The sequence below is a fragment of the Pseudomonas sp. 31 R 17 genome (genome assembly GCF_900004915.1).
Taxonomy (GTDB): Bacteria; Pseudomonadota; Gammaproteobacteria; order Pseudomonadales; family Pseudomonadaceae; genus Aquipseudomonas; species Aquipseudomonas orientalis_A.
This window is the reverse complement of record NZ_CVTN01000084.1, coordinates 15,410-37,109: the sequence shown is the minus strand read 5'-3', so window position 1 is coordinate 37,109 and position 21,700 is coordinate 15,410. Positions and strand designations below refer to the sequence as shown.

Annotated in this window: 15 protein-coding genes; 3 read left to right on the top strand and 12 right to left on the bottom strand. The window is 59.6% G+C overall.

Annotated elements, in window-relative coordinates:
* Positions 1–196: 196 nt before the first annotated feature.
* Entirely contained in the window at positions 197–2,644 is a 2,448-nt protein-coding gene (locus tag BFP89_RS24910) for a UvrD-helicase domain-containing protein (RefSeq protein WP_065888110.1), read from the bottom strand.
* Between the two features lie 217 nt (positions 2,645–2,861).
* Between BFP89_RS24910 and BFP89_RS24905 the strand changes: the two genes are divergently transcribed.
* Positions 2,862–3,557: a pirin family protein gene (locus tag BFP89_RS24905; RefSeq protein WP_065888109.1), complete on the top strand. Its 696-nt coding sequence runs from the start codon at positions 2,862–2,864 to the stop codon at positions 3,555–3,557.
* A 553-nt stretch (positions 3,558–4,110) separates the two neighbouring features.
* On the opposite strand, the gene pgm is transcribed toward BFP89_RS24905, so the two are convergent.
* The 4 genes from pgm to BFP89_RS24885 all read right to left on the bottom strand — a co-directional run bounded on the left by pgm (position 4,111) and on the right by BFP89_RS24885 (position 10,447).
* On the bottom strand, positions 4,111–5,754 hold the full coding sequence (pgm, locus tag BFP89_RS24900; protein WP_065888108.1) for a phosphoglucomutase (alpha-D-glucose-1,6-bisphosphate-dependent): 1,644 nt from the start codon (positions 5,752–5,754) through the stop codon (positions 4,111–4,113).
* 106 nt (positions 5,755–5,860) lie between these two features.
* Positions 5,861–7,264 (bottom strand): aminotransferase-like domain-containing protein, encoded by a 1,404-nt coding sequence (locus BFP89_RS24895; RefSeq protein ID WP_065888107.1) that lies wholly within the window; start codon positions 7,262–7,264, stop codon positions 5,861–5,863.
* Between the two features lie 34 nt (positions 7,265–7,298).
* A complete protein-coding gene (locus BFP89_RS24890; protein WP_083208146.1) occupies positions 7,299–8,723 on the bottom strand; it encodes a hypothetical protein in 1,425 nt (474 codons plus the stop codon).
* Between the two features lie 701 nt (positions 8,724–9,424).
* Positions 9,425–10,447, bottom strand: a complete 1,023-nt coding sequence (locus BFP89_RS24885) for a zinc-dependent alcohol dehydrogenase family protein (RefSeq protein ID WP_065888106.1) — start codon at positions 10,445–10,447, stop codon at positions 9,425–9,427.
* Between the two features lie 269 nt (positions 10,448–10,716).
* Here BFP89_RS24885 and BFP89_RS24880 point away from each other — a divergent pair, with 269 nt between their 5' ends.
* Positions 10,717–11,631 (top strand): LysR family transcriptional regulator, encoded by a 915-nt coding sequence (locus tag BFP89_RS24880; protein WP_065888105.1) that lies wholly within the window; start codon positions 10,717–10,719, stop codon positions 11,629–11,631.
* 496 nt (positions 11,632–12,127) lie between these two features.
* On the opposite strand, the gene BFP89_RS24875 is transcribed toward BFP89_RS24880, so the two are convergent.
* The 5 genes from BFP89_RS24875 to BFP89_RS24855 form a co-directional block, all read right to left on the bottom strand.
* A complete protein-coding gene (locus BFP89_RS24875; RefSeq protein ID WP_065888104.1) occupies positions 12,128–13,414 on the bottom strand; it encodes a type II toxin-antitoxin system HipA family toxin in 1,287 nt (428 codons plus the stop codon).
* A complete protein-coding gene (locus tag BFP89_RS24870; RefSeq protein WP_057008794.1) occupies positions 13,407–13,724 on the bottom strand; it encodes a helix-turn-helix domain-containing protein in 318 nt (105 codons plus the stop codon). Before BFP89_RS24870 ends, BFP89_RS24875 begins: the two co-directional genes overlap by 8 nt.
* Positions 13,725–14,157: 433 nt before the next feature.
* Entirely contained in the window at positions 14,158–15,525 is a 1,368-nt protein-coding gene (locus tag BFP89_RS24865) for a glutamine synthetase family protein (protein WP_065888103.1), read from the bottom strand.
* A 69-nt stretch (positions 15,526–15,594) separates the two neighbouring features.
* A complete protein-coding gene (locus BFP89_RS24860; protein ID WP_065888102.1) occupies positions 15,595–16,995 on the bottom strand; it encodes an aspartate aminotransferase family protein in 1,401 nt (466 codons plus the stop codon).
* Between the two features lie 85 nt (positions 16,996–17,080).
* The gene (locus BFP89_RS24855; protein WP_065888101.1) at positions 17,081–17,872 is read right to left on the bottom strand and encodes an SDR family NAD(P)-dependent oxidoreductase; all 792 of its coding nucleotides are present in this window, start codon (positions 17,870–17,872) and stop codon (positions 17,081–17,083) included.
* Between the two features lie 96 nt (positions 17,873–17,968).
* On the opposite strand from BFP89_RS24855, the gene BFP89_RS24850 reads away from it, so the two are divergent.
* On the top strand, positions 17,969–18,874 hold the full coding sequence (locus BFP89_RS24850; RefSeq protein WP_065888100.1) for a LysR family transcriptional regulator: 906 nt from the start codon (positions 17,969–17,971) through the stop codon (positions 18,872–18,874).
* Between the two features lie 130 nt (positions 18,875–19,004).
* Here the strand turns inward: BFP89_RS24850 and BFP89_RS24845 are convergent, their stop codons facing one another.
* Positions 19,005–19,763, bottom strand: a complete 759-nt coding sequence (locus BFP89_RS24845; RefSeq protein WP_065888099.1) for an SDR family NAD(P)-dependent oxidoreductase — start codon at positions 19,761–19,763, stop codon at positions 19,005–19,007.
* Positions 19,764–20,078: 315 nt separating this feature from the next.
* Positions 20,079–21,689: a gamma-glutamyltransferase family protein gene (locus BFP89_RS24840; protein ID WP_065888098.1), complete on the bottom strand. Its 1,611-nt coding sequence runs from the start codon at positions 21,687–21,689 to the stop codon at positions 20,079–20,081.
* Positions 21,690–21,700: the final 11 nt, after the last annotated feature.

Here is a 21,700-nt window from a genome sequence, read left to right as displayed (position 1 = left end):
GAGGTGCCGAGTGGTGGGGCAAGAGCCCTTTGGTTACTTTGGGGCTTTTCCAAAGTGACCCGCCGTCAGGGCGGAACCCTAAGTGGCCGTTACCTGAATAATGGATATGTACTCGGTCTGATCCAAGATACTGGCCAGCCCAGAGGCCGCCATCGGGGGCAAGCCCCCTCCCACATTTAGATCGCATTGAGGCCGATTAACCGCGTTGATCGTCGAAAAACGCCTTCTTGCCGTCCACCCGCTCCGATGCCCTTGGCACATTCACCGCCTGGCCTTCAGGCTTTTCCACGTACCAATAACAGTGGCTCACCGCTCGCGTGATGCCGACGTAGGCCAGGCGCAGCACCTCGTCTTTTTGTGCGTTGTCATACGCCTCGCTGTCGCCATCCTTGCCCAGGCCCGCCATGCGATAGACCTGGTTCTTGTAGGGCGAGCTGGTGAGGTGCTGGCAGTCACCCAATAGAAACACCGCGTCCGCCTGCAGCCCCTTGGCACTGTGATAGGTCAGCTGTTTGAGCCTGCGCGCCTGAGGCGGCAAGCTAGAATCCAGATTAACTACGGACTGAATATGCTCTTGTATCAATAACTTATCGCTGCCTTTTCGATACAACATCAAGATCGTATCGCCCTGCTGATAATGCTCGAGCAGCTGCTGCGCCAGTGCCGCGTCGTCGCGCTCGCGCACTGCCACGGGCACCAGCGGCTTGGGCTCGCCACTGGCCCTGGCCTTTTTACCGGGAATGGCCGGCGCGCTGCGCACGATGTGCTCGGCAGCATCGATGATGTGCTGATGGCTGCGATAGTTCTCAGCCAGCATCACCCGCGTGGTAGTGGGCGATGCAAACTCTTGGTTGAATTCCATGAAGTACTTGGGCGAACTGCCGCGCCAGCCGTAGATCGACTGCCAGTCATCCCCCACGCACAGCAGCGATGAACGCTGCGCCCCGCGTCCGACATGCATGGCCGGGCCACGGCTGCGGATTTCGCGCAGGCTGGCACGGATCCACGAAACAATCTGCGGCGATACGTCCTGGAACTCGTCGATCATCAGGTGCGACATCGACCGCAGCAGTGGGTCGCTGAGCAGCTTGAGGTTTTCCGGGGTATTTTCGCCAAACAACGAAAACATGCGGTTATAGGTCATGATCGGCGGCGATTGATCGAGCAAGTGATCTTCCAGGGCCTTCCAGAAAATGCCCAGGGCCTCGAAGAACAAGCGGTCCGGGTCGTCCTTGGCAAAGCTCATGCGGCCCACGGCGCCGGGCACATCCAACCCGAGGTTCTCGATAAAACCGGCGGCCATCACAAAGCAGTCCAACAGCGGCGCCGAAGCAAGCTCACCCTTGACCTTGTAATCGAACCCCGGCCCGGCCGTGGCGTCGCCCGCCAGACTGCTTAACAACCTAGTTGAAGACTCATAGTTATCCAGCCATATCAAAGGCTTGCGACAGAAAGCTTGAAACAGGGTGCGCTTTACCGCCCACTCCGCGCGCACTGACAGCTTTGAGTTGGGCCGGCTGATCTGGGGGCTTTCCCGCGAATCAAAGCCCAGCACCACCCACGCGTCCAGCTCGGGGATATAGCCATGGCAATGAAATGTCGCCCCATTGATGTCGAACGCCTGCCGGCTCGGCTCGATACCCTTGATCGGCCAGGCGCCGGCGCGAAACCACAGATCCTCGATGACGTCGCAGAGTTCTTCATCACGCCTGGCCGCCAGCTCCGTCACCGCCATGCGCTTTTGTACATCCGGGTGATCACGCTCCAACTCCTTGAGTTGCAGCCCATGGCGCGCCAACGGCGCGATCAACTCACGAAAACGCGCGTGGCTGCCGTGCAAGCGGTGGTAGCAGGCATTCATCTGTTGGCGCTGGGCGTCGTTGATGCGCAAGTCGAACGGGTTGCTGTCGGCGTCCTCGAAGCCGGCGCCGAGGTTCTCGAACGCCTGCAGTCGCTCAAAGCCCGACAGGCTGCGCACCATCGGCAGGATGCGTGAGTGAAAGGTGCGCACCACCGCCTGGGCCTCTTTTTGGCCAAGGGGTTGGCCCCACAGGCTGAGAATCTGCATGAGCTTGTGGATGAAGTCCTTGCGCGACTCGCGGGTGAACGTCACCACGGTCATCGAACTCAGCTCGAAGCCCAGGTAATGGGTGAGCAGCAGGATGCGCAGCACCAGGGAGGTCGACTTGCCGGCGCCGGCGCCTGCAATCACTGAAGTCGAGGGCGTGTCGCTGAAGATCATCTTCCACTGCGCGGCGCTCGGCTGGGCGTGGGCCGGCAGCAAACGCGCCACGTCGGCCTTGATGCGCTTTTTAATGTCGGCGGTCAGGGGCAATCGCCAGTCATCGAACAGGTTGTCATCAATGCCCGGAGCACGGGGTTCATCGCTACGAAAATCGCGAATCAGCAGGACTTGCCGGCCCTCTTGCAAACCGTCCGCCTTGCCCTCGCGGTAGCCGTACTCCACACCGGCTTCGTGCCCACTGCGAAAACCGTCGGCTTGACCATGCAACCAGGAGAAACGGTGTTGAGCGCGCAACCGCGTGAGGCCGTGTCCGAACAGACGCGCGGCAAGCCGTTTCAACAGCGGCATTTCCGCCAGCGGGCGCAATTCGGGGGGCAGATCAGGCTGTGGATGCGGCACGCGGACTCCTGGGATGAGCTGGGTTTCGACAGTGCACCATGGTCGCCGGAATTGACCCCAAGTTCCAGCCAAATGCTTTGCTGTCATGCAGTTAGGCGATGAAGTGAAAGTTATTGCCCTAATTTCCCATCGAATCAATAGATAGGATTGAGGCAGTTTTTACGCTTTTTATCGATCATGCGCTGTTGGATCATAGGGTCATCAACAGGAGACGATCATGCTTGAACTTCGACCCTTCAACACCCTCGGCGGCGCCCACCATGGCTGGCTCGACGCCCATCACCATTTCTCGTTTGCCGAATACCACGACCCCGAGCGCATGCACTGGGGCAACCTGCGGGTGTGGAATGACGACATCATCGCGCCAGGCACCGGCTTCCCGCAGCACGCGCACCGCGACATGGAGATCATCACCTACGTACGCGAAGGCGCCATCAGTCACGCGGATAACCTGGGCAACAAGGGCCGCACCGAAGCGGGCGACGTGCAGGTGATGAGCGCCGGCACCGGGATTGCCCACAGCGAGTACAACCTGGAAGCCACGCCGACCAGGATCTTCCAGATCTGGATCATCCCGAACGAAGCCGGGTTGCCACCCTCCTGGGGCGCCAAGCCGTTTCCGCGAGGTGTACGCGAAGGATTCGTGACCCTGGCCAGCGGCAAGGCCGGAGACACCGAAAGCCTGCGCATTCGCGCCGACGCACGCCTGGTGGCGGCGAATCTGAAGGCCGGAGAAACGGCCGAGTATCGGCTGGACAGCGGGCGCCGAGCCTACCTGGTGCCGGCAACAGGCGTGATAGAAGTCAATGGCTTGCGCGCGCAAGCTCGAGACGGCGTGGCGGTTGCCGATGAGCAAGTGTTGCGAGTGACGGCGGTTGAAGACAGTGAAGTTGTGCTGGTCGACCTGGCCTGATCCAAGGCATCTAACTAATGCCAGTCAGTCAAACGCACACCGCCGCATGTAGGAGCGAGCTTGCTCGCGAAAAACTCACAGGCACCGCGTTTACTCAGGAAGCCCGCGTTATCGTTGACGTTTTTCGCGAGCAAGCTCGCTCCTACATAAAGCAGCCGCACCCACCCGTAACCACGATGCGAAGCGAGTCGCTTTTGATCTTGATCTCAGGCGCCCCGTTAAACCACGCTGGCCGAACGCAGGCTTGAATCCGTGGGCAACCCGGCAGGACGCCGGGTTAGCCGCACTGGGCCAGGGATGGCCCATTGCGGCGGCCCACGGATTCAAGCCTGCGTTCGGGCACACCGAGCCCAGGCGAGGTGCCGAGTGGTGGGGCAAGAGCGTTTTGCTTACTTTTGCGCTTTTCAAAAGTGAGCCGCTGTAAAAGCGGAACCATTAGCAGCCGTTACCGCAGAAACGGATATGTACTCGGTCCGATCCAACATCCTGGTCGGCCCAGAGGCCGCCATCGGGGGCAAGCCCCCTCCCACATTTGGACCTCAGGGGTGTTCAGTTACTCGGAGATCGCCCCGTCTACCAGCACCTGAGCCTCTTGCACCAACTGCTTGAGGTGATCCTCGCCGATAAAGCTCTCGGCGTAGATCTTGTAGATATCCTCGGTACCCGATGGACGCGCGGCGAACCAGCCGTTTTCGGTCATGACCTTCAAGCCGCCGATAGCCTGGTCGTTGCCTGGCGCATGGCTGAGAACCTGCTGGATGCTCTCCCCCGCCAATTGCGTGGACGTAACCTGCTGCGGCGACAATTTGCCCAGCAGGGCCTTCTGCGCCGGCGTGGCCTTGGCATCAACGCGGATAGCGAACGGCTCACCGAGTGCGTCAGTCAGGCCGCGATAGAGCTGGCTCGGGTCCAGGCCCTTGCGCGAGGTCATTTCCGCAGCGAGCAGCGCCGGGATCAGGCCGTCCTTGTCGGTACTCCAGACACTACCGTCCTTGCGCAGGAACGAAGCCCCGGCGCTTTCTTCGCCACCGAACCCCAGCGAACCTTCAAACAAGCCATCGGCAAACCACTTGAAGCCCACCGGCACTTCGTACAAACGACGGCCCATACGCGCCGCAACACGATCGATCAGGCCGCTGCTGACCACGGTTTTACCCACGGCCGCGTCGGCGCGCCAGTCGGGGCGATTCTGGAACAGGTAGTCGATGGACACCGCCAGGTAGTTGTTCGGCGCCAATAACCCGCCCGACGGGGTCACGATGCCGTGACGGTCGTGGTCAGGGTCGCAGGCGAACGCCACATCGAAGCGTTCCTTGAGGCCGATCAGCCCTTGCATGGCATAGCTGGAAGACGGGTCCATGCGGATCTGGCCGTCCCAGTCCACACTCATGAAGCGGAAGGTCGCGTCGACTTCGGTGTTCACCACGTCCAGGTTCAGACGGTAGTGTTCGGCAATCGCCGACCAGTAACGCACCCCTGCTCCACCCAGCGGATCGACGCCCAGGCGCAAGTCGGCGCTGCGGATGGCATCCATGTCGATCACGTTGACCAGGTCGGCCACGTAGCTGTTGAGGTAATCATGGCGGTGGGTGGTATCGGCCTTGAGCGCCTGGGCGTGGGTGATGCGCTTGACCCCGGCGAGCTGGTTGGCCAGCAGTTCATTGGCCTTGGCTTCGATCCACTTGGTGACATGGGTGTCGGCCGGGCCACCGTTAGGCGGGTTGTACTTGTAGCCGCCACTTTGCGGCGGGTTGTGGGACGGCGTGATCACGATACCGTCGGCCAGGCCCCGGGTGCGGCCACGGTTGTAGCAGATGATGGCGTGGGAAATCGCTGGCGTCGGCGTGTATTCGTCGCCTTCGGCGAGCATGACGTGCACGCCATTGGCGGCGAGCACTTCCAACGCACTGGCGCCGGCCGGCGTCGACAGGGCGTGGGTGTCCAGGCCGACAAACAGCGGGCCGTCGATGCCCTGGGCCTCGCGGTACAGGCAGATAGCCTGGCTGATCGCCAGCACATGCCATTCGTTGAAGCTCAGCTCGAACGAGCTGCCACGGTGCCCGGAGGTACCAAACGCCACGCGCTGGGTGGAGATCGCTGCATCAGGCTGGCCGGTGTAATAGGCCGTGACCAGTCGCGGGATATCCACCAGCAACTGGGCTGGTGCCGGCTTGCCCGCAAAAGGACTGATAGTCATGCATAAACCTCGGAAAATGAGTATTCGGAAAAATGACAGTTTACGGGGACTTGGACTACCGCGCGACGGTATCGATCCCACAACTCAAACAGAAATTTCATACCCATCAGACCTGTGCCTGCTGCAGCGCCGCAGCCAACGTATCCAGCACGATATCCAGGTTCGGATGACCGCTGAATGCATGACTCAGGCGCATATGCTGGTGATGCAGGCCGCTGAGGCTGAACAGCTCACCCGGGGCGATCACCACCTGTTGCGTCACCAAACGCTGGAACACCTGATGCATGTCCACCGCCGCCGTCGACTGCAGCCAGAAGCTGGCACCGGCGCCAGGCATTCGGTAGCTCACCCGGCCCTCCAGCCGCACATCCAGACGATGACTCATGGCCTGCGCTTGTTCGCCAAGCCGTTGGCGCAGCGTCTGCAAGTGCTGGTCAAACCGCCCGCTTTCGTACAGGCGCGCAATGGCCCGCTGGCGGATCGACGACAAACGGAATGCGCGCAACAAAAACTGGCGCTGCAATTGACTGCTCAGTTGCCGCGACAGTACAAAACCAAACGGTGCTTCCGGACCGAGGGTCTTTTCCAGTGACGAAAACACCATCAGTCGCTCGGGGTTGACCAGGTCTCGCAACGCCGTTGGGGACGGTGCGAAGCTCAGTTCGCCAAAGGTGTCATTCTCCAGCAGCCAGCAACCGTAGCGTTCCAGCAGGTGCGCTACCTGCAACCGCTCCTGTAGCGACAACACGCTGCCTGACGGCATGCTCACCACCGACGACAGCAGCACCAGATGCACCGGCTCGTGGCGCAGCAGGTGTTCAAAGGTCGTCAAATCGAAGTGGCCATCGGCCTGCCACGGCAGTTCGATAACCCGCACGCCAGCGCCCTGCAACAGGCGCAAGACCCGATAATCACAAGGTGACTCGACGACCACTACCGTGCCCTTGAGACCCAGGGCGTCGATCAGGATCTCCAGGACACCGCGCAAGTCGGCGCCGATATACACCTCATCCGCCTGCCAGCAACGCGTGGGCGAGGAGGTATACCGCGCCGCCAGCGCCGCGCGCAGCTCCCAGACGCCAGAGGGTTGCAAGCGAGTTTGCAGGTGGTGGGGATAACGGCGGATCAACTGGCGCTCCAGCGTCAGCAATGCGCCATCGAGTGAGCCCAGCAGCGCCGGTTCATCGCCGCTGAGCACCACCATGGCCGGGCGCCGCGTTGCCGCATACAGGCGCTCAAGCAAGTCGGTACCGGTAGTCATTTGCGCGTTGGCGGCCACCGGCCAGGCAAAGTAGCCTGACTTGGCCACGGAGTAGATCCGCCCTTCTTTCTCCAATATCGAGTAAGCGTACTGAATCGTCGAGATCGACACCTTCAACCGGGTCGACAGTTGCCGCAGGGAAGGCAGCTTTACCGGTGTCTCAAGGCTGACTTCATTGATCAGGTTGATCATGTAGCGGTACACCGCCTGATAGGCAAAATCGGCTTGCCGCTCTCCTCGCAGCTTCATGAGCGTCCACTCGGGCTTGCACGTACCGGCACGCTTAACGTCCCGACAACTGCGCAATCTGCGCCTGCACCCGCGCTCCGCGCCGCTTGCGTGCCTGGACGCCACGGCCCGCGTGCAGAGGCCGCTTGCGGTACAAGTGCTGCAGGAGAGGCAATGGCAGGCCACTGGTGTCAATCAGCCATTGCTGCAACATGTCGGCAGCGGGCTTGCCCTGCAACGCCTTATGCAATTCAGGAAGCCCCACCAGCATGCCGGGGTGGCACTGACGCAGGTAACCCTCCAGGCGCTCGCCGTGATGAATGAAGGGGGAGAACAACAGGCAAGTCAGTTGGCCCTCGTCCAGGCCAAAGAATCCGCTGGCGTAGGTCGTCGACAACACGCGTCCCTCGTGACTGCTCATCTCGTCGATCAGACTCTGCGGGATTTGTCGACGGCCCATCGCCCCCCTCGCCTGGTGCACGAACGCTTCGACGCCCTCCTCGTACGACAACTCCCGCAGGCAGCGGGCCTGCAGCCCATGCAGATGCGCCATGAGCAGCGGGTTGGGATAGTCAGGATGGCTGAAGTGAAAGTCGAACGGGTCCGGCTTGTGGGCCAGGAACTCGGTCAGCAGCGGCGCCGAGGCAATATCGACCTCGTCGAGCAGATCGGCCACCCCGATATAGGCCAAATGGCGGTGCCCGCCACGGCCAGTGCCCTCGGCCTCCACGAACTGCTCGCCATAGAGGTCGCGGTAGCAACCGGTGCTCCACTCCTGCATGCGCGCAAACAGGATATTGAGCGAGGCGGGCCTGCGCGGCGGCACAGTGACGCCCGCGCCCAGTGCCGCGCGCTTGAGCCAGGCCAGGTATTGGCTCTGTTTGCGTGGCGCGTCGCCGCTGACCAGGGCGTGCACGCCGCCGTTCCACGTGCTGATGCGCTGGTAGAAATCCCCCATGGCCAGGTAAGTATCGTTGCACAGCGTTGCGCGGACATCCCCGGACGTCAGGTGCCCGATCATCAGCCTATTGCGCTGGCTGACCTCACGGCCAGCGATGGATGCCGGCCGCTGATGATGGAAAGGCTGCACCTCCTGGTTTTCCACCATCAACAGCTCCACGCGAGGATCATCGTGGAAAAACAGCGCGCCGTAGCCCTCGTTCAGACTGTCGAGCGTCGCCTGGGTCATCCCGGCATGCCGCAACGTTGCGACCCGCAGGTGAAAAGTCTTGGGCGCACGGCCAGCGATGCTCAACTGCGCCGCTCGCAGCAGCGCCAGGGTATAACTGCTTACCTCGCCACCGCCGTGGGCGATCAACACTTTGTAGTTGGCCACTTGTTCCATGCCGCCTGCCGCCACCACTATGCGCTGGATCAACAATTGGAGTGCAGTCCTTTCGGCGCGCGTGAAGTGCCCCATCAAACGTTGCAGAACTTGCTGATAAACATAGTTCATGGCTTGTTCGTGAATTGCGCTCATCGTTCTACTACCTGAGTTGAAATATCAGTTTCAAAGCAACTTTTGATACCGCTGCTTGACCCATTACATCTGTCGGCTTGTCTTCCGCTGGAGGGCACAAAGATGATTAAACACTAGCACCTGGAAACAAGATCGCCGGTGCAGGCACCTGAGCCGCGCACGACCGAACCTACGCGCAGACGCGAAAATACAGGGCCCCGTGTGGTCACGTCGCACACCCTAGGAATATTCCGACAGCTTCCTACAGCGCCCTAACTAACAAACTAGCGAAACTTCCGACAAATATTAAATCACCCATTTAATCCTGCTCCTGACAACAAGGTCGGATGTTCTGAGCGCATTTCTGCAGCCAGGGTATCGCTTGATTAGTTCGCTGACGCGAGACAGTAGTGTGCAATAGCTAATCATTGCTCAATCCTTGAGATGATGGTGAAGCCACAATTATCGGCGCTCAAACAATGATTAATAGATACAGAACAACGCAGGAAAGCAGCTCAGATGATCTGCAGCGCGAACTTCAGTAACGCCCGCACGACAGCGCCGCGCTGGATTTCAGGGCGGCGTGAGGGCAAAAGGTATTGTTTACGGGGCGCAACGCCCTCGGAGCGGCTCAACCCTGGCGCGGGTTAAGCCCTGACAAATGGCGCATCTGCCGTATCCGCGCAGACGCTGGAGCATTCATTTGCGAATACTCCTACAGCTCAAACAGCTTCAACCTGCAACGCAACCCGTTCGCGGCACGGGCATTCGTCCATGTAGCGATGAGCTTCAACGAACTGGCTGAACGGAAACACGGTGGTTTTCAGCGGTACCAGTACCCGGTCGGCGGTCAGTTGGTTGATATCCCGCAAGGCCCGCTGCAACGCCACGTGGTCCTGAATGATGCCCAGCTCCGGCTTGCCGGTGAAGTTGCCGATGCAATGCACGAAGAACTGAATATTCTTCTGGAACGCCGCACAGGCGGGGAACGGCGTCTGGTTGCCGCCCTGCAGGCCGTACAACACCAGGCTGCCCCGTGGCGCCAGCACATCACCAAGCAACGACATCTGCGGCCCGCCGAGGCCGTCGAACACCACATCGACACCACGATCGCCGGTGATCTTGTTGATTTGCATGAGCAGGTCCTGCTCTTCGGTGACGATCACTTTTTCCGCCCCAAGGGACAGCAGGTACTCGCGCTCGTCGCTGTCTTTGGTCGCGGCAATCACGCGTACACCCAGGGCTTTGCCCAGCTGCACAAACGAAGGCCCGGCGCAGTGGCTGGCGTCGGTCACCAGGGCAAATTGCCCGGGTTTGACCCGTGCCAGGTCCATGTAGGCGAAATACGCAATCAACAGCGGCGTGTAATGCACGCTGGCTTCAATGGGGCTCAGGACATCCGGGTAACGGGTCAGGGCCGAACGCGGCAGGACAATCTGCTCGCCATACACCGGGTAATCGTTAGGGCTTTCGGCGGGGAAACTGGCGACCTTGTCGCCCACCGCCAAATCGTCCACGCCTTCGCCTAGGGCGACCACCACACCGGCCATTTCATGACCCAGGCCAGACGGCAGACGTGCATGGGACGACGCCAGGTTCTGGCGCCACAGAATGTCGTACCAGCTGATACCAATCGCGTCGACACGCACCTGCACTTCGCCCGGTGCGGGCTGCGCGGCTGCATGCTCTTCGCATTTGAGCACCTCGGCCGGACCAAACTTGTGAAAACGAATCGTGCGGGACATCGCAAACCTCGTCAAAGTAACCTCTAATGCCATGAACTCTATCTGGGCTTTACGGGTAAGACCACAGGTCGCCATTAATAGTCGACATGCTTGTCATTGATTCCGCATGTGAGGAATAGACCTCAGCTAACGTAGGAAAACTCAATTATCCGGTGCAGAGTACCAGCCTTTCCCCGTAAGATTCATGCCGGTCATGCTTCAGAGTGGAACCTTGGAGGTTCTTGATATGGCCGCTCTCGTCAAGTTCGCTGACTCTTCCAGGACACAAGATGAACCGTAACGACCTGCGTCGTGTCGACCTTAACCTCTTGATCGTATTCGAAACCTTGATGCATGAGCGCAGTGTGACCCGCGCCGCCGAGAAACTTTTTCTCGGCCAGCCGGCCATCAGCGCCGCCTTGTCACGCCTGCGCGGGCTGTTTGACGACCCGCTGTTCGTACGCACCGGGCGCAGCATGGAGCCGACCGCCCGCGCCGTGGAAATCTTCGCCCTGCTCTCCCCGGCGCTGGACTCGATCTCCACCGCCGTCAGCCGCGCCGCCGAGTTCGACCCGGCCACCAGCACTGCGGTCTTCCGCATTGGCCTGTCCGACGACGTGGAATTCGCCCTGCTGCCACAACTGCTCAAACGCCTGCGCGCCGAAGCACCCGGCATCGTGCTGGTGGTGCGTCGCGTCAACTACATCCTCATGCCCGGCTTGCTCGCTTCAGGCGAAATCTCCATCGGCGTCAGCTACACCGCCGACCTGCCGGCCAACGCCAAGCGCAAGGTCCTGCGCCGCAGCCTGCCGAAACTGCTGCGCGCCGACAGCGTGCCCGGCTCATTGAGCCTGGACGACTTCTGCGCAAGACCCCACGCCCTGGTGTCGTTCGCCGGCGACCTGAGCGGGTTTATCGATGAAGAACTGGAAAAACTCGGGCGCAAACGCCACGTAGTGCTGGCCGTTCCGCAATTCAACGGCCTGGGGACGTTACTGGCAGGCACCGATATCCTCGCCACCGTACCGGATTACGCCGCCGAGGCCCTGACCTCGGCCGGCGGCCTGCGCGCCGAAGACCCGCCGCTGCCGGTGCGCTCTTTCGAACTGCACATGGCCTGGCGCGGGTCGCAGGATAATGATCCGGGGGAGCGGTGGTTGAGGTCGCGGATTCAGATGTTTTTTGGCGATCCTGAGAGTCTATAGGCACCTCCTGTCAGGCAGTTCATCTGATCATTTCTGCCTTTTCATAGACCATGGAGATCCATCCACCGCCAGAGAATTGCTACATTTGAGGGCATATCTGAGGGCACGCTTTGGATGGTTTGAAAAGGATGCCCACAGGTCTGAAACAGGCGGACACCATCGACCTTAATTCTGGCGTTCAGTAGGCGTATTTACCGTTTGCTCAGGTAACGTCTACGTAGATGCCTGCGCGGACGCACACCCCCTTACTTCCGATTCAACATTCGTGACTTCGGATCAGAGCTGGTGTTTGCCAAGGAATGAAGCGTCAACGGTAGCGGCGACGCTCACTGTGTGTACCAAGGCGATATCCCAACTCAATCACGTGAGTTTAAGGCTCAAATCAATACCAAGCCTTGGTCATCCGGCAACACCCACGTCTTCGGCGGCACAGCGCCCTACGTGCTTGAGGCACACGGCAGCATTGATTATGAGAGTCGCCCGCTCCTCCCGATCTTCAGCGGCGACCGCTGCCCGCATGAACGCTGTGTAACCGAGCTACGTTCTGATCGATGCGGCCCTGGATCGTGCGCAAGGTGTCTTGAGTAATAACCTGTGGGCATAGGTTCTCGGCGATGCTTGCAAACCGGCTCGCCACATCGCAAATGCCGTCAATCATTCTGCCGGCAACGTCCGGGGGCACCTCGGCTTCCTCGGCAAGCCGAAGCATTTGCGTGCGGGAAATCGACAGGGCTTCCCCCATCACATCCATCTGGTGATATCCACTTGGCCCCTCGCAGAAGGTCACGTCGTAAGCCGGCGACAGTCTCCACTGACCGTCTTGCGACATGATGTAGGCAAAGTTCTTGGGATGATCGTCTCTGTTGTTGAACGCAACATTGAAGACGGCACGTTCGAAGGCCACCGCCATCTCTCGCACGTCGTTGGTACACATCTGTGTTGCCCGCAAGAAGTTGACGTAGTCCAACACCCCCGGAGACCGGTAATTTGCCCCCGTAAAGGCCGCCAGGCTTTGCATGGGTACGCGCAGACCATCCCGACGGTCAAATCGCTTACTGGCAAACGCTGCCAACCCATTAGGCAGACTGAAGTACTGCGTGTCAGGGGTCTCGATGCCGCACATGCGCAGGCACTCGGCGTAGACCATTTCGATAGCGCACACCTCGGCATGCTCTTCTTTCGCCGGGAACTTGACCAACCAAGCTTCGAAGCCCGCCGTAACGGCAGTGGTAAAGCGGCCAGTTTCCGGATCGCGATAGACGAGGGCCTTAGGCCTTGCACCTTGAGGCGAGCCACCCACCAGCAGCAACGTCTGCAGGAACTCGCCACCGTCTCCATGGAGCACTTCCTGCACTTGGGCGGCAAGCTGCTCCAGCGGGATATGGACTTCAGACTCCTGCCCTTCTGGTGCCACGGGCTCAAACGTTATGGCCCCCATTGCATTGCTACCGATGTAGGCTAGCCGTCCCAGTGAGCCGATGCGCGCCGTGGTGAGTCCGCGGCGCCTGAACATACGGTCCATCAGTAACATGCCCCACCCATCGGGCAAGGAGTCGTAAACAGGCCCTGGCAAGTACAGTTGGTGGTCTGGAAAATCCTGGCGCAACTGGGCCCCCACCAACGGGAGCGTGTAGGAGGACAGTTCCAAGCCCCTTTGCCTGGCTTCATTGCTGTACTCGAACACGATCAGCGGGCGACCGGTCAAGGCGGTCGTGGAGACCAGCGTCCCCCATTGCCATCGCTCACCCCAGCCCTCGTAGAAGACGTTCACCTGCTCAGGCATTGCCGGACTTCCTCTTTGAACGGAGACGATTGGCGCTGTTTTCGTAGCGCCGAATATCCTCGATGCTGTCCAGCTTTGGCAGGAACAGGCCTTCAAGTTCCTTGGTTCGACCAAGAGCCATCGCCACACGAACGACGTTCTCGAATCCGACATTGCGCCCTGCTTCGAGGTTGGACACCGTGTTTGTGCCGATGCCGGCACGTCCGGCCAAGTCGGCTTGTGTCATGTCCAGCGCCAAGCGCTCTGTGCGCAAGCGATCGCAGAGGCGCTTGACGACTTCGCTCGGCTTGCTGAAGCTTAAATCCAACATAGTGTGTACCTAGCCCATTCTGTGCCAGTTAGTTCCCAAAATTATAGAATTAACGCATAGCCCTATCAAGCGACTTAATTCACTAAATCTGTGCCTTATCGCCTAATTTCCAGCTTTAGCCACAATTTACTGGACTTATCTACCATAAAGCCAAAGGGCCGGGAGAACTATTGGGGCCTGCTCAGAGCCGTATTTTGGATGAAGGCTTGCCTTCCGCCTGAGCCCGGTGAGCGTTGGGGGCAAAAATGGGGGCAAGCTAAAAATTTCTCGACCTGAAACCGCCGTCCCAGAGCCAAGTCAAAAGGTTCTTTGGGGACCCTGAGAGTCTTTAGGGTTCGTCTGAAAGGCTATGCGGCTAGTGATGTGCTGTACGCATCTCAGTCGTCAGCGACTCTCCAGCCATCCATTTCAAGACACGCTGACGGGCCAACCTTTATGCGTGAGTGAGGTACCAGCGCCAGTCCTGTTCTCCGACTTCAGCATTGAATTGACGGAACTCGCGCCACTTGATCGCCAGGAACACCTTCAGGAACTCAGCGCCCAGCGCCTCGCGTGCCCAGGTTGAACGTTGCAGTGCCTGCAACGCTGTCAGCCAGTCGGTGGGTAGAAAATCGGTCGCCTGTTCATAGCCATTGCCCACAATCGCCGCGCCAGGATCGCTCTGATGCGTGATGCCATGGTGAATGCCGGCCAGTAACGCGGCGGCAGCAAGATAGGGGTTGGCATCGGCACCGCAAATGCGGTGTTCAATGTGCCGACCGATCGCGGGGCCGCCGGGCACGCGGAACGATACCGTACGATTGTTGACGCCCCAGCTTTTGGCCAGCGGCGCGTAACTGCCGGTCTGGAACCTGCGGTAGGAGTTGGCATGGGGGCAAAATATCGCCAGAGAGTCGAACAAGGTTGCCATCATCCCGCCAATGGAGTGACGCAACAGCGGCGTACCCTGTGGATCTTCGCTCGCATACAGGTTGTTGCCCTGCTCGTCGGCCAGGCTGACGTGCAGGTGCAGACCGCTGCCGGCCTGGTCGCTGAATGGCTTGGCCATGAAACACGCTTGCAGCCCGTGTTTGTTGGCCACACCCTTGACCAGGCGTTTGTAACGTACGCCTTCATCAATGGCCTGGAGTGCGTCGAAACGATGCTCCAGCGTCAACTCGAGCTGGCCCGGCGCGTACTCGGAGATCGCCGTGCGCACCGGTAACCCCTGCAGCGCGCACGCTGCGTAGAGGTCATCAAGAAACGGTTGAACCTGCTCGAGTTCGTATACGCCATACACCTGCGGAGCCACCGGACGTACGCCATTGGTTTGCTGCGCCGGCTGCGGTCGCCCGTTGACGTCGCGCTGTTGGTCCAGCAGGTAGAACTCCAATTCCACGGCCATGACCGGATGGAAGCCATCGGCTTTGAGCCGCTCGATGGTGTTCACCAGCACATGACGCGGGTCCGCCGGTGCGGCGGGAAGACCTTGGGTCGGGTGCATGCTCACCTGTACTTGACCGGTGGGGTTGGTGCGCCAGGGTTGCAAGGTCAGGCTTCCCGGCAAGGGGTAGCTCCAGCAATCAGCGTCAGCGACATCCCAGACCAGGCCTGTGTCGTCCACGTCCTCACCCTGCACGGTCAGGGCAAGAATGGAACTTGGCAGCGGCCGCCCAGTGTCGTAGATCGCCAGCAGCTCATTACGATGCAACAGTTTGCCCCGTGGAACGCCATTCGCGTCGATCAGGAACAACTCGATGCTCAGCACTTCAGGGTGGGCGGCCAGATAATCCAAGGCCTCTTTTTTATCCGCAAATTGCATGTCAAACCTCTTGGCGCTCATTCAAGCGACTGGCAGTATTTAAGAACAATGGCGTTTTCAGACGTGCCGTTATGAAGCGATAACCCGCGCGCCAGGGAGAGCTAGCAACGTCGTCAACGCGTTATCCAGCGCCTCGATCAGCCTGTCGACATCCGCATGGCTTGTTTGCGGACAGCACAGGGTCATGTTGTGAAAAGGCGTGATCAGGATGCCGCGATTGATCAGGTACAGGTGCAGCGCCATTTGAAGGCTGTCATGAAAAGCCGCCTCGGCTTGCGCACCGGTCCTGGGCGAGGTGGCACAGAATTGAAACTCACAACGGGCCCCCAATTCTGTGACCGACCAGCTCAGTTGGTGCTGCTTGAACAAGTACCGAAGTCCCTGAGCCAATCCCGAGGCAAGAGGCAACATATGTTGGTAGGCGGACTCTGTCATGACCTCTTCGAGGCTGACGCGCATGCAACGCATCGCCAGCGAGTTGGCGGACAGCGTGGTTCCCATACCGCTGTGGCCATGCCCGCTACTCTCTTCACTGACCGTTTTCTGCACATCGCGCATGGCCAGGGCAACCTGCTCGGTCACGCCAAACACCGCGCAAGGTATGCCCCCCGCGATGGGTTTACCCACCACGAAAAAGTCGGGTTTCAACTCCCATTGGCGGGTGCATCCACCCAGGCCTGTGGAAATAGTGTGGGTCTCATCAATGACCAACAGGCTGCCGTATTTGAGGGTCAACTCTCGGCACTTCTGCATGAACCCCGGATCGGGCAGCACCATGCCTATGTTCGTCATCGCCGGCTCGCACATCAGCGCGCACACATCGCCCTGGGCTAAAGCAGCCTCCAGTGCGTCGACATCGTTGAAGGGGATGGATCGACTGTACTGGCTCAAGTCGTAGGCCTGACCCACAAGACCTGCACGGGGCACTGTTTTGCCGTCGCGGCAGCGCACCATGACGTCATCCACGGTACCGTGATAGCAGCCGTCGAACACCAGCAAGACGTTGCGTTTGGTCATCGCGCGCGCCCAGCGCAACACATAACGGTTGGCGTCCGTCGCAGTGGCGGTCACCTGCCAGTAAGGCAGCCCGAATCGCTCAGCCAGCAATTCGCCGCAGACCACCGCGTCTTCGCCAGGCAGCATCGTGGTCAAGCCATTATTGGCCTGCTCGGCGATGGCGCGAGCGACAGGATCAGGTGAATGGCCAAACATGGTGCCGGTGTCGCCCAGGCAAAAGTCGATGTATTCATGACCGTCAACATCGGTGAAGCGTGCCCCTTTGGCGCGCTGGACGAAAAGCGGCGAAGGCATCGACCAATCGCTCATCCAGTGCATGGGCACACCGTTGAACAGATTCGCCTTGGCGCGCTCGGCCAGCGCCAGTGAAGTTGGGTTCCTTTCTATAAAACGGGCACGCTCGGAGGCGGTAAAAGCAGCAATTGCTGATTCACTAATTCCACTTTTCGACATGATCAATACCCCATGTTAATTATCAAATTAATTAAAAGTCCGTTGCTGAATGACAGCCGGATACGGCTTAAAGAACTCATCAAACTTAATAATCGCCGTGAGGGGCTTTGTTCTCGACCAGACAGTTACCGCCATCCACCACGAGGACTTCCCCTGTGATGTAACTGGCGTCAGGCGATGCCAGGAATGCAACCGCCGCCGCCACTTCGCGGGGGCTGCCTGCGCGCCCTATCGGGGTGAAGCGCCCTGCCTCGGCCTCAACGGGCGTGGTTGAGCCCGTGGTGATCCAACCGGGGGCCACGCTGTTGACGGTAATCCCCTGCCTGGCGACTTCAAGCGCAAGTCCCATGTTCATGCCCACCATCGCTGCCTTGGCGGCGCTATAAGCGGCTTCGCCAGGATTGCTGCACCGGGTGCCCGTGGTGGAACTGATATTGACAATGCGCCCGTAACTTCTCGCCTTCATACCGGGCAACACGGCTCGGGTCAGCAGAAAGGCAGTAGTCAGGTTTCGGGCAAGTGAAAGGTTCCAGTCATGCAGTTCCATCGTCGCCAATTCCGAGAAAATCTCGGGGCTGCCGTGCATGGACATACCGGCATTGTTCACCAGAATATCCACCCGCCCCCAAACCGACTCTGCCCATAGGCTGAAGTCACGCACCTGACTTTCATCGGTAAGATCAGTTGGCCTGCCTTCAACTTCAAAGCCTTCAAGGCGCAGCTCTTCAACCCGGTCCGCAATGCGGTTGCTACTGGCAGTGATGATCAACTTCGCCCCGGATGCACCGAGTCTGCGAGCAATAGCCATACCGATCCCGGATTCACTCCCGGCACCGCTGACAAGTGCCACATGCCCCCTCAATTCTTGACCCAACATGGTGTGCCCCACGTATTTAATTTGAAAGAGACTAGAAACTAGGCGAATAAACCTGATACATAAAGACGATCATCATCAGAAAATCTGACAACCCCTATGGCGTTTACCAGTGAGTCACTTAAAATTTTCCTCTCGGTCATCGACAGCGGATCCTTTTCGGCGGCGGCGCGAAAGTTAGGCCGGGTGCCCTCGGCCATCAACATGGCGGTGTCGCAGCTTGAAGCCGAGCTGGACTTGTTGCTTTTTGACCGATCAACCCGCAAAGCCATTCCTACGGCCGCCGCCAAAGCACTTGAGCCCCAGGCACGACAGGTCGCCAGCCAGCTGAACCTGCTGGACGCCCATGCGCTGCAGCTTCATCAGGGGTTGGAAGAGCGCTTGATCCTTGCGATGGCGCCGGAGTTGCAAACAGGCATCTGGAATCGTCCGCTCTCCATTATCGCCAGGGAGTTTCCAACGCTTGAAATCGAGATTCGCTCCGCGTCCCATCCGGAGGCTATGCGCATGCTCCATGAAGGGCGTGTGCAATTGGCGCTTGGGTTCGAACGACCAGGGCTTGACGAGCGCGAGACATTTCTTGAGGCGGGGAGCCAGCTGTTAATCGCGGTTGCTGCTCCAGATCACCCTGCGGCCGCCGGCAAGAAAAGCCCCTTGAGTGAGGAGCAACTGGTCAACGTTCGGCAGATCATCGTCGCTACAGGAGGACCTGCAGATTCTGACCCACGTGTTGTGCTGTCGCGGCGGATTTGGCACAGCGACAATTATCTGGCCACGCTGGACCTGGTGCAGCAGGGATTGGGTTGGGCTTATCTTCCAAAATCGCTGGTACACCCTCTCATCACGTCAGGCGCATTGACGGAGGTGGTGTTTGACTACATGCCGAGTCAGATGCGGCTTTGGGTCGATATCATCTGGGTAAAAAACCGGCCCCTGGGACTGGGCGCGCTTCGTTACCTGAGCCTGATACGCGAAATTGCACAGGGCGAGCCTCGCCGTGTTTGATGAGTAAAAGTGCACATTGAGGCTGGCGGCGGTGCCCATTCGCAGTAAAAACAGCCACCGCCGACTCATCAATTCCACTGTCCGCTATGTTCATAACCTCTTGTTAAAGATCGGCATCAATGAGCAACTGTCAGTTTCCAGCGGAGACGCCGCAATCAATCGCCATGTCCGCACCAGTGATGGATCGCGCACCGGGTTGGGACAGGAAAAACGCCAGCCCGGCAACTTCTTCCGGCTGGATAAATCGGGCACGGGCACCTTGGGGGTACTTGTCCAACAGATCCTGATAGTAGGCCTGAGGGTTTCCCTGCCCATATTGAGTGGCTTGAAATTTGAGCATTGGGGTTTCGATATCACCTGGAGAAATAGCGTTGCAGCGCACGCCAAAGGGTGCCAGGTCCAATGCCAGGGTTTTTGTCAGCAGGGTCACGCCGCCCTTGCTTGCGCAATAAGCTGCGGCGTTTCGATTGCCTTGCCGGCCGGCATCGCTTGAAATATTCAGGATCGAACCCTCTGATAATTTCAGATGGGGAATAGCGGCTGAGCACATGAAGAACGTAGCCTTCAGGTTCACGTCCAGAACAAGATCGAAATCCTCTTCGGTAAACTCTTCAACCGGACCTTCGCGCCATACTCCCGCAGCGTTGATCAATACATCCAGCCGGCCCATCGCCATAAGGGCTGCATTAACGGCCGCAGCACACACAGCGGGTTGGCGGATATCACCGCAAAAAATGCCTGACACCTGATATTCAATCTGTAAGTCTGCAAGCTTTTTCGCGTCCAGATCTGTCGCGAAAACCTTGAAGTCTTCATTTAAAAAACGCTCAACCAGCGCACGACCAACACCACCTGCTGCGCCAGTGATCAGTACAGTTCGAGGGGCCATGTAACCTCCTGCCAAGGTAGAGTTCAAGAACATGTGGGGTGCATCCGGACTCAAGGAGCCTTGTTCTCGACCAAGTAACTTCCACCCGCCCCGACTGACAATCGCCACGTAATCCAGCCGACAGCTGGTTTGCATCATATTCGCCAGGTTTGGTCGTTGTGGAGCTGGAATTTAGGCGCTTTTATCTGAGAAAAAAAGACGATTAATATCAGAAAAATTGACAATCTCAGGGTATTTACCGTCGAGGTGATAAAGACCCTCCTCTGGTCATGGACGCTGGCTCTTCAGGACGCGTTGTACGAGCAAGGAGGCCGCTCACCAAACCGCGATATGCGAATCCGCTCGTGGCTCCGTGCCACCGCACAATACGCCGGTGGCCGGGTCACGCAGGATGATCTGCCCACGCCCGTAGTCGGTCAGGTCGCTGTCGGTCTGCACCTTGTGCCCGCGCCGCGCCAGCGCATTGACCAGGTCGCGGGACGCACCGTGTTCGATGCCGACCTTCATATCGCCCAGCCATTGCCAGCGCGGTGCGTCGAGGGCCGCCTGGGGGTTGAGGCCGAAGTCCACCAGGTTCATCACCATCTGCACATGACCCTGGGGCTGCATGTAGCCGCCCATCACGCCGAACGGGCCAAGGGCCTCGCCGTCCTTGCTGAGAAAACCCGGGATGATGGTGTGGAAGGTTTTCTTGCCGGGTGCCAGGCAATTGGCATGGGACTCATCGAGGCTGAATTCCTGCCCGCGATTCTGCAGGGCGATGCCGCTGTCGGGCAGCACCACGCCGGAGCCGAAACCGTGGTAGTTGCTCTGGATGAACGAAACCATATTGCCTTCGGCGTCGGCGGTCGCCAGGTACACCGTGCCGCTGGCGTGAGGGTCGCCGGGTTTGGGCGGCTGGGCCTGCTCGCCGATCTCGCCACGGCGACGGCTGCTGTAGTCGTCGCTGAGCAGGTCGGCCACCGCCACGCGCATGTGCGCAGGGTCGGTGATGTGATGCAGGCCGTCGCTGTAGGCCAGCTTCATGGCTTCCAACTGGCGATGCCAGGTCTGCTGGCTGTCGCGGTGTTCGAAGTTGAAGCCTTCGAGGATCTTCAGCGCCATCAGCGCAACCAGGCCCTGGCCGCTCGGCGGGATTTCCCAAACATCCACGCCGCGGTAATTGATGCGGATCGGCTCCACCCACTGCGCGCGGTAATCCTTGAGGTCGCTGGCGCGCAGGTAACCACCGCTGGCGCGCGAATGCGCATCCAGGCGCTCGGCCAGAGCGCCGCGATACAGGCTTTCGCAGCCGGTGGCGGCGAGCTCTTCCAGGGTACGGGCCTGGGCCGGGTTGCGGAAAATCTCCCCCGCCTTGGGCGCGCGCCCGTCGATCAGGAAGGTGTCGAACCAGGCTTGCAGCACGTCATCGCGGTGCGGGTTGAATTCGTTCAAGGATATCTGCCATTGATGGGCAACCACCGGCGACAACGGGAAACCGTCGCGCGCCAGGCTGATGGCCGGCTGCAGCAAATCGGCAAACGGCAATTTACCGAAGCGTTTGGACAACTCGGCCCACGCAGACGGGCAACCGGGCACCGTCACCGAGGTCCAGCCGTACAGCGGCATCTGTTGATGCCCCGCCGCCTTGACCGCCTCGATACTCAAGGCGGCCGGCGCATGGCCGTTGCCGTTCAGGCCATGCAACTGCCCCTTGCACCACACCAGCGCAAAGGCATCGCCGCCGAGGCCACAACCGGTGGGCTCGACCACCGTCAGCGCGGCGGCGGTGGCGATGGCGGCATCAATGGCGTTACCGCCCTTCTGCATGATTTCGATGCCGGCCTGAGATGCCAGCGGTTGCGAGGCGGCGACCATGCCTCGACGCGCGAACACGCTCTGGCGTTGCGAGGAATAGGGGTATTCGTGAGCGGAAAATTTCAACATGGCAAAGGCTC

What these genes read in the sequence shown, in the direction of transcription:
- BFP89_RS24865 (WP_065888103.1), bottom strand. Translation starts at nt 15,525, where the DNA reads ATGCAATTTGCGGATAAAAAAGAGGCCTTGGATTATCTGGCCGCCCAC.
- BFP89_RS24855 (WP_065888101.1), bottom strand. Translation starts at nt 17,872, where the DNA reads ATGTTGGGTCAAGAATTGAGGGGGCATGTGGCACTTGTCAGCGGTGCC.
- BFP89_RS24905 (WP_065888109.1), top strand. Translation starts at nt 2,862, where the DNA reads ATGCTTGAACTTCGACCCTTCAACACCCTCGGCGGCGCCCACCATGGC.
- BFP89_RS24895 (WP_065888107.1), bottom strand. Translation starts at nt 7,264, where the DNA reads ATGAAGCTGCGAGGAGAGCGGCAAGCCGATTTTGCCTATCAGGCGGTG.
- BFP89_RS24880 (WP_065888105.1), top strand. Translation starts at nt 10,717, where the DNA reads ATGAACCGTAACGACCTGCGTCGTGTCGACCTTAACCTCTTGATCGTA.
- BFP89_RS24840 (WP_065888098.1), bottom strand. Translation starts at nt 21,689, where the DNA reads ATGTTGAAATTTTCCGCTCACGAATACCCCTATTCCTCGCAACGCCAG.
- BFP89_RS24845 (WP_065888099.1), bottom strand. Translation starts at nt 19,763, where the DNA reads ATGGCCCCTCGAACTGTACTGATCACTGGCGCAGCAGGTGGTGTTGGT.
- pgm (WP_065888108.1), bottom strand. Translation starts at nt 5,754, where the DNA reads ATGACTATCAGTCCTTTTGCGGGCAAGCCGGCACCAGCCCAGTTGCTG.
- BFP89_RS24890 (WP_083208146.1), bottom strand. Translation starts at nt 8,723, where the DNA reads ATGAGCGCAATTCACGAACAAGCCATGAACTATGTTTATCAGCAAGTT.
- BFP89_RS24860 (WP_065888102.1), bottom strand. Translation starts at nt 16,995, where the DNA reads ATGTCGAAAAGTGGAATTAGTGAATCAGCAATTGCTGCTTTTACCGCC.
- BFP89_RS24875 (WP_065888104.1), bottom strand. Translation starts at nt 13,414, where the DNA reads ATGCCTGAGCAGGTGAACGTCTTCTACGAGGGCTGGGGTGAGCGATGG.
- BFP89_RS24850 (WP_065888100.1), top strand. Translation starts at nt 17,969, where the DNA reads ATGGCGTTTACCAGTGAGTCACTTAAAATTTTCCTCTCGGTCATCGAC.
- BFP89_RS24885 (WP_065888106.1), bottom strand. Translation starts at nt 10,447, where the DNA reads ATGTCCCGCACGATTCGTTTTCACAAGTTTGGTCCGGCCGAGGTGCTC.
- BFP89_RS24870 (WP_057008794.1), bottom strand. Translation starts at nt 13,724, where the DNA reads ATGTTGGATTTAAGCTTCAGCAAGCCGAGCGAAGTCGTCAAGCGCCTC.